This window comes from Chryseobacterium wanjuense (genome assembly GCF_900111495.1).
GTDB classification, from domain to species: domain Bacteria; phylum Bacteroidota; class Bacteroidia; order Flavobacteriales; family Weeksellaceae; genus Chryseobacterium; species Chryseobacterium wanjuense.
Genome location: NZ_FOIU01000004.1, coordinates 161,323 through 170,708, shown reverse-complemented (window position 1 = coordinate 170,708; position 9,386 = coordinate 161,323). Strand labels below are relative to the sequence as shown.

The following is a 9,386-nucleotide window of genomic DNA, read 5'->3' as shown; positions in this document are numbered from 1 at the left end:
TCCCCATATTTAAAGTATTCTTAATTATTTTAAAGAAACTTTAAAGTGAATTAATCTTTTAATGCATTTCAATTTAGAAAACATATTTCTCCAAAAAGATCATACCGGCATTTTTTAGATTAAATAAAAACAAAAAAAATCCCCAGGTAAACCTGAGGATTTCTAAATATTATTTTAAATCGTATAGATTATTTCTTGATAAATTTAGAAGAGAATTGATCTTTTCCTTTATCTTCAATCGTAATTACATACGCTCCTTTGATAAGCTCAGTAACATTGATTTGTCCGTTATTGATAGTTCCGTGTTTTACCAATTGTCCGGCAGCACTATAAATTTTATAAGCAGCCTTATCAGATACCTTAGTGATATTTAAGATGTCTGATACCGGGTTTGGATATATTTGAATATCATTTTTAGGACCAGAAACTTCATCCGTTGCTAAAGGTGTAGCAGTTACAACAACATTGTAGTCTTCAACTTCTCCGTCATTAAAATTAACTCCACATACCCATGTTGCAGGTGCACTTAGTCCAGCGTTATCTTGTCCCGCATAGCCTAATAGAACTCTCATTCTTAATGTTTGACCTTCAACAACTCCAGTAGTTGGAACCGTGAACGATCCTGTGAATGTAGAAACATTGGCTACAGGGAAGTTCAATACTCTTTCAGTAGCAGCAAATACACCATCTCTGTTGTAATCAATAAATACCATTGCTGCATCGTAAGCTGCAATATTACTATTAATAGTCATCGGATAAGCAGTTCCTTTTACAAGGTTGATCTGAAGAGCCGGGTTTGCTGTATAACTTGTATATGTGCTTCCTGCAGAGTTATTGTTGATATTTGCAACCTGTACTTTTGAAATATAAAGGTTAGCAGCAGTAACTGTTGAAGCTGTACAATATGGTATCGCACTTGTAGTAAATGTAGCTGATGTAGAATAAGCACCAGGAGTTCCTGAGCAAACAGCTGCTACCTGTACTTCATAATTTGTACTGTCAGTTAAACCTGATAATGTTACCGTAGCAGTAGTAGAAGTTGTTTGTTGCCAAGTTGTTTCTCCTACTTTTCTATAACGGATAATGTATGTAGCATTCGAAACCGGCGTCCAGTTTACTGTAACTCCACTAACAGTAACATTACTAGTTGTCACACCTGTAACAGCAGAACCGTCACAAGGAGCAAAAGCAGCTACTGTGATTTTTCCTACTGCATAGAATACGTTATTGATAGCAGAAACTCTCAATCTAATAATCTGTCCGTTCATTGATGAAGGGAAAGTAAAGTTTTCTGATCCGTCGTTTGGAGTGGAAGCAGAAAGAACTGTCCAAGTCGTTCCGTTATCTGTTGTATAATCGATTTTAACGTTGGCAACATTGTAAGGAGCTGCAGTAGTACCTGCTACATCCCACTCAATTGGAGCCGGAGTGTTTACGTTTGCATACTGAGTATTTACTTTGAACGGTCCGTTATTTCCTACTGTAATTGTTACGATATCACTTTGAGTCTGCTGAGAAGTCGCAACAGGATTGTTGTCTCTTACCGTTAATACAAAGTTTGTCGGTCTTGCTACATTCGATACTGTTTCCCAATCTGCCGGAACGGTAAGGTTACCTGCTAAAACTGATGATAATTTAGGGAAATATCTCGTGTTACCTGTAGCTGTCGGAGTCCAAGATCTGAATAATGCTCCTGTTGTATTGTTTCCTGTAACTGTGGTTACTGAAGAAGTCGCACTGTCAAACTGCTCCCAAGTATATGTCATTGGATCATTTTCAGGGTCAGTAGCTGTTGCTGTTAAAACAAAAGCTGTTCCTTTCGGAATCGTATAATCTGTAAGAGCCCCGATCACAGGAGGGCTATTAGTAATGTTTGTTTCAACATCACAAGTTGTAGTTGAAAGATTGTCTTCAACCTGCAAAATACTTGCTACATGGAAATATGCATCTGAATGTGCCTGAACGTTTGCCCCAGGAACAATACCTGCATAACCCATAATAGTAGATCCGGAACCTGGTTCCATATTTACCCCTGTTCCTTCAATATTATGTGAGAATGTGTGATTAGCTCCTAACTGGTGACCCATTTCGTGAGCAACATAGTCGATATCAAAATTATCTCCTTGTGGAATTCCATCTGCTGGAGAAGTATATCCTGATCCTTTCCCTTCCGGTTCCGCAGTTGTAGGGTCTGTACATACACAACCGATACACCCTGCATTACCTCCACCTCCGGAAGCTCCGAATAAGTGACCGATATCGTAGTTGGCATTTCCTACGTTGGTAGTTAATGTATTCTGAAGTTCTAAGTTCCAAGCACCTGCTGCACCCGCTGCTGCTGCAGAATAAGGGTCAGTAGCTGGATTGGTATAAATTACCCCCGGGAAACTTTGCAGATTTAAGTGTAAAGCAAAGTCTTTTTCGAAAACTCCGTTTACTCTGGTCATTGTAGCATTGATCGCTGCAAGAGCTCCTGCTACTGTACCTCCATGAAATTGCGTATACTCACCTGTTACAGACATTGCCAATCTCATGGTTCTGTATTTCTGATCAGTGCTTTTCGCAAAATTCGTAGGCTGATTCGTAAAAGTTTTACCTTGTTTCAATAATTCTTGCATCTGCTTTACAGCAGCCGGGCTTTCATTTGTAGAACATAAGAAGCCTTGTCCGTTTTTATTCGTTTTTGGATGCACTCCGTAAACTGTTTTAGCAGTATTGGCAGGCTCAATAAATTCGTACTCCCCGTCTTTGATAATCATAGACTGGAAATCGTTCGGTGCCACAGAGAACCTCAAATATTTTGAAGGATCAGTAACTCCAACACCCACGTATGAGCCTAATTGGTATTGATCTGCAAGATCTTTTGCCATTACAGGTAAACTGTATACTGCAAACTTCTCAACTTTACCATCCATTGTCGGTAAAGAGATTTCAACTGCTTTCGCACCTTTTCCTGTCTCCTGGGCATTAGCCAATTGAGATCTTAGTGCTGAAATATCCAAAGAATAATAGGCTTTAATATTAGCCTCTTTTCTTACCTTATCTCCTTTAAATACTGTTGGCGACCATTGTGCACTTACTGCACCCAACATACAAAGAGAAAAGAAAGAAGTAAATAATTTCTTCATAGCTTTTCAATTAAATTTACGGAGCCAAATATAGCTATTTTAAGCTTTCGGATGATAAATTTCAATCTTAATTATTGAAAAAAAGTTTTTTATTCATCACACCCCTTAAAAAAATAAAAAATCCTCATGCGAACATGAGGATTCATTATTATTTAAAAAATTCGTTATTTTTTAATAAACTTAGATTTAAATAAATCTCTTCCTTTATCTTCAATGGTAATCACATAACCTCCTTTTATTAAGGCTGAAACATTAATTTTTCCACCATTAATAGTTCCGCTTTCAACCAATTGACCTGCAGCACTGTAAATTTTATAAGCTGCTTTATCAGAAACTTTAGTTACATTCAGGATATCTGAAACAGGGTTTGGATATAATTGAATTGCATTTTCAGGAGTATTAAGATCATTTGTAGCTAATGCAGTAGGTGTAACCATCACATTATAATCTTCCACTTCTCCATATGTATAAGATGTACAAGCAGCAGGTACAGTATTATATCTCAGTGCCACTCTCATTTTAAGAGTTTTATTCTGTACTGCTGTTACAGGAACTGTAAATGTTGCACTTACTGTTGGTGTTGTGCCAGCTGCAGAATTCAATACCATTTCAGCTGTATCAAAAGTTCCGTTTCTGTCAAAATCGATCCAAACTCTTACCCCTTCCGGATAAATATCAGCCGGCCAAGTTTTAGTTACAGAAACATTGTTATTGGTAGATCCGCTTATAAGATTTATCAATTTTGCAGGATCCGGTCCATAATCCGTATAAGTACTAGAACCTGAAGTATTATTAACATTGGCTAATGTAACATTGGAGATATACTCTTCAGAAGGATCAGAAGACGTCAATGTACAATAAGAAACAGACGACAGTGTAATAAACTGGCTGTTTGCAGAATAAGCTCCAGGAGTTCCTGAACAAACCGCCGCTACCTGAACATCGTATCTAACTCCTTCTTCCAAAGTATTTAATGTAACTGAATTTGTAGTGGAAGTCGTTTGTTGCCAAGCTGTTTCCGTAGATTTTTTATATCTGATAATATAAGTAGCATTTAAAATCGTATTCCAGTTTACAACTGCTGACGAAGATGTGATATTTGTAAATGTTACGTTTGTAGGAGCAGTTCCGTTACAAGGAGCAGCGGCTGTTACTAAAATTGATTTTACAGCGTAGAAAATATTTCCGATCGCCGAAACTCTTAGTTTAATATTTTGTCCATTTAGAGCAACCGGGAAAGTAAAGTTTTCTGACCCATCATTTGGAGTAGAAGCAGAAAGAACTGTCCATGTTGTTCCGTTATCTGTTGTATAATCGATTTTAACATTGGCAACATTGTATGGTGCTGCAGTAGTACCTGCTACATCCCATGCTACAGTTGACGGTGTGTTATGGTATACTTGAGAAGTGTTTACTTTAAATGGTCCTTGACTACCTACCGTAACCGTTACGATATCACTTTGAGTCTGCTGAGAAGTTGCAACAGGATTATTATCTCTTACTGTTAAAACAAAGTTGGTTGCTCTCGCTACGTTCGATACTGTCTCCCAATCTGCCGGAACGGTAAGGTTACCTGCTAATACTGATGATAACTTAGGGAAATATCTTGTATTACCCGTAGCTGTTGGAGTCCAAGATCTGAATAATGCTCCTGTTGTATTGTTTCCTGTAACAGTTGTTACCGAAGTACTTGCACTGTCAAACTGTTCCCAAGTATACGTCATTGGGTCATTTTCAGGGTCAGTAGCTGTTGCTGTTAAAACAAAAGCTGTTCCTTTTGGAATTGTATAATCTGTAAGAGCTCCGATCACAGGAGGGTTATTAATAATGTTTGTTTCAACATCACAAGTTGTAGTTGAAAGATTATCTTCAACCTGTAAAATACTTGCTACATGGAAATATGCATCTGAGTGCATCTGAACGTTTGCTCCGGGAACAATACCTGCGTAGCCCATAATGGTAGATCCGGAACCTGGTTCCATATTTACCCCTGTTCCTTCAATATTATGTGAGAATGTGTGATTAGCTCCTAACTGGTGACCCATTTCGTGAGCAACATAATCGATATCAAAATTATCTCCCTCCGGAATTGCGTCTGCAGGAGAAGTATATCCTGATCCTTTCCCTTCCGGTTCCGCAGTTGTAGGGTCTGTACATACACAGCCAATACATCCTGCGTTACCTCCACCTCCGGAAGCTCCGAATAAGTGACCAATGTCGTAGTTAGCATTTCCTACATTGGTAGTTAATGTATTTTGGAGTTCTAAGTTCCATGCACCTGCTGCACCTGTTGCTGCTGGAGAATAAGGGTCAGTGGCCGGGTTGGTATAAATTACCCCCGGGAAACTCTGTAGATTTAAGTGTAAAGCAAAGTCTTTTTCGAAAACTCCGTTTACTCTGGTCATTGTAGCATTAATTGCCGTAAGGGCTCCTGCTACTGTACCTCCAAAATATTGGGTATATTCTCCAGTTACAGACATTGCCAGTCTCATCGTTCTGTATTTCTGATCAGAACTTTTAGCAAAATTTGTAGGCTGATTCGTAAAAGTTTTACCTTTTGCATATAAGGCATCCATTTGTTGTTTAGACAATGCACTTTCATTCATGCTGCAAAGGAAACCTCCTGCTACTTTGTTTGTTTTAGGATGCACTCCGTAAACTGTTTTAGCGGTATTGGCCGGCTCAATAAATTCATATTCCCCGCCTTTGATAATCATAGACTGGAAATCGTTCGGTGCTACAGAGAATCTCAAATATTTTGAAGGATCATCAATTCCGACACCTACATATGACCCTAATTGGTATTGATCTGCAAGATCTTTTGCCATTACAGGTAAACTGTAAACTGCAAATTTTTCAACTTTACCATCCATTGTCGGTAAAGAAATTTCAACTGCTTTCGCACCTTTTCCGGTCTCCTGAGCATTGGCCAATTGAGATCTTAGTGCTGAAATATCCAATGAATAATAGGCTTTGATATTAGCCTCTTTTCTTAATTTCTCTCCTTTAAATGCCGTTGGCGACCATTGTGCACTCACTGCACCCAACACACAAAGAGAAAAGAAAGAAGTAAAAAATTTCTTCATAGCTTTTCAATTATGTTTATTATTCAAATATAATTAATTTAAGCAATCAAATATCAACTTTAAACCTCAATTAACAAAAAAAAGTTTTTTATTCATCATACCCCTTAAAAAAATAAAAAATCCTCATGCGAACATGAGGATTCATTATTATTTAGAGAATTCGTTATTTTTTGATAAACTTAGATTTAAATAAATCTCTTCCTTTATCTTCAATGGTAATCACATAACCTCCTTTTATTAAGGCTGAAACGTTAATTTTTCCACCATTAATAGTTCCGCTTTCAACCAATTGACCTGCAGCACTGTAAATTTTATAAGCTGCTTTATCAGAAACTTTAGTTACATTCAAGATATCTGAAACAGGGTTTGGATATAGTTGGATGTCATTTTTAGGACCATTCAGATCATTTGTTGCCAATACATCGGAGATCATTACATTATAATCTTCAACCTCACCATACTGAAAAGTTCCGCATGTAGGTGGCGACGCTGAATCACTCATTGCCACTCTCATTCTTAATACTTTATTTACAACAGCTGTAGAAGGGACTGTAAAGGTGGCCGTAACCGGGGTGGTTTTACTTAATGGAGAATCCATTACTAATTCAGAAGCATCAAAAGTTCCGTTTTTATTAAAGTCTATCCATACTCTTACCGCTTCATCATATAGAGTACTCACCCATGACTTAGAAACAGATACTACGTTATTTGTTGAATTTTTCACTAGATTCACCACTTTAGTAGGGTCTGTCGTATAGTTGGTATATGTACTCGCCATGGAATTATTATTAACATTTGCCAGCGTTACATTTGAAATATATTCATAATTCGAATCTACAGATGCTAATGTACAATAGGCCATCCCCTGTGTTGTAAAGTTTGAAGAAGCTGAATAAGCTCCCGGAGTTCCTGAACAAACTGCTGCTACCTGAACTTCATAAGTTGTACTGTCTTCAAGACCTGACAACGTTATACTATTAGTTGTAGAGGTGGTTTGTTGCCAAGTTGTGTCGGTAAGCTTTTTATAACGGATAATATAAGTAGCTCCTGAGACTAGCATCCAGTTTACATCTACTGTATTTTGTGTAATATTACTTGTCGTTACTCCTGTAGGTGCCGAACCATCACATGGAGTCATCGTATAAATAGCAATTGGCTTTACTGCATAAAATACATTTCCTATCGAAGAAATTCTCAATTTTATCGTCTGTCCACTTAAAGCTGCAGGGAAAGTAAAATTTTCTGTCCCGTCATTTGGAGTTGAAGCCGACAATACTGTCCACGTTGTTCCGTTATCTGTTGTATAATCGACTTTAACATTAGCTGCGTTGTATGGTGCTGCTGCTGTATTGGCTACAGTCCATTGAATTGTTGCAGGTACTGTATGAGGAGCATTAGGTGTATTTACTTTAAATGGTCCATCATTCGATACTGTAACAGTCACCAGACCACTTTGTGTTTGTTGAGAAGTAGTAACAGGATTGTTGTCTCTTACCGTTAATTTAAAGTTTGTAGGTCGGGCAACATTAGATACTGTTTCCCAATCTGCAGGAACAGTAAGGTTACCTGCTAAAACTGATGATAATTTAGGAAAATATCTTGTATTACCTGTTGCTGTCGGAGTCCAGGATCTGAATAATGCTCCTGTTGTATTGTTTCCTGTAACGGTTGTTACCGGGGAAGTAGCGCTATCATATTCTTCCCATGTATACGTCATCGGATCATTTTCAGGATCAGTTGCTGTTCCCGTTAAAACAAATGCCGTTCCTTTTGGAATTGTATAATTTGAAAGTGCACCTATTACCGGAGGATTGTTTGTAATTGTAGTTTCAACATCACAAGTTTTACTCATTAAATTAGTCTGAACCTGCTCGATACTTGCCACATGGAAGTATGCATCTGAGTGCATCTGAACGTTTGCTCCCGGAACAATACCTGCATATCCCATAATCGTAGATCCGGAACCTGGCTCCATATTTACCCCTGTTCCTTCTATATTTTGTGAAAATGTATGATTGGCTCCTAACTGGTGACCCATTTCGTGAGCCACATAATCAATATCGAAATTATCTCCCTGCGGAATTGCATCTGCAGGAGAAGTATATCCTGATCCTTTTCCTTCAGGATCTGCTGTTGTTGGAGCTATACATACACAACCGATACACCCCGCATTACCTCCACCTCCGGAAGCTCCGAATAAGTGACCAATGTCGTAATTGGCATCTCCTACGTTTGTTGTCAACGTTTGCTGTAACTGCAAATTCCAGTTGCCCATTTGTGATGCAGGTGAATAAGGATCGGTTGAAGGATTAGTATATATGATAGCCGGATAATTCTGCATATTTAAGTGTAAAGCAAAATCTTTTTCGAAAACACCATTTACTCTGGTCATCGTAGCATTAATTGCCGTAAGCGCCCCAGCAACCGTACCTCCGAAATATTGGGTATATTCTCCTGTTACAGACATTGCCAGTCTCATCGTTCTGTATTTCTTATCAGAATTTTTAGCAAAATTTGTTGGCTGGTTGGTAAAGGATTTCCCCATCTCGTAAAGCTTCTTCATTTCATCTTTTGATACTTTACTTTCAGTAGTAGAGCATGTGAAATCTCCGTTGCCTTTATTCGTTTTAGGATGTACTCCATACGTTGTTTTATTGGCATCAACCGGTTCTATAAATTCATACGCCCCATTTTTGATGATCATAGACTGGAAATCGTTCGGAGCTACTGAAAATCTCAAGTATTTCGAAGGATCATCAATCCCTACTCCTACATATGACCCTAATTGATATTGGTCTGCAAGATCTTTAGCCATTACAGGAAAGCTGTACACTGCAAATTTTTCAATTCTACCATCCAAAGTAGGTAAAGAAATTTCTACTGGCTTTGCATTTTTTCCTGTTTCCTGAGCATCTTTAAGCTGTTGTCTGATCTTATTAAGATCCAGCTTATAATAACTTCTTATATGAGAAGTTTTGTCCGTTCCCCCAGCAAATGTAGTCGGAGCCCATTGCGCAAACAGGGCACCTCCTAAAAAGCTGCAGAATAAAGTTGTAATAAGTTTTTTCATTTAAGAGTATTTTTTTACATTAACAAATATATACCTTTAAGCACTATGTATCCAGTTAATTTTCAATAAAACGTATATTATAATGCAGATAATTTAATAAGA

At 37.9% G+C, this 9,386-nt stretch carries 3 protein-coding genes; all 3 read right to left on the bottom strand.

All coding sequences use genetic code 11. From position 1 onward, the window contains the following. Nucleotides 1-188: 188 nt before the first annotated feature. Nucleotides 189-3,128 carry a reprolysin-like metallopeptidase gene (locus BMX24_RS19235; protein ID WP_089795749.1) on the bottom strand — a complete coding sequence of 980 codons (2,940 nt, stop codon included), beginning with the start codon at nt 3,126-3,128 and terminating at the stop codon, nt 189-191. Nucleotides 3,129-3,292: 164 nt separating this feature from the next. After that, nucleotides 3,293-6,214: a reprolysin-like metallopeptidase gene (locus BMX24_RS19230; protein ID WP_089795747.1), complete on the bottom strand. Its 2,922-nt coding sequence runs from the start codon at nt 6,212-6,214 to the stop codon at nt 3,293-3,295. Nucleotides 6,215-6,377: 163 nt separating this feature from the next. After that, nucleotides 6,378-9,284: a reprolysin-like metallopeptidase gene (locus BMX24_RS19225; protein WP_089795745.1), complete on the bottom strand. Its 2,907-nt coding sequence runs from the start codon at nt 9,282-9,284 to the stop codon at nt 6,378-6,380. Nucleotides 9,285-9,386: the final 102 nt, after the last annotated feature.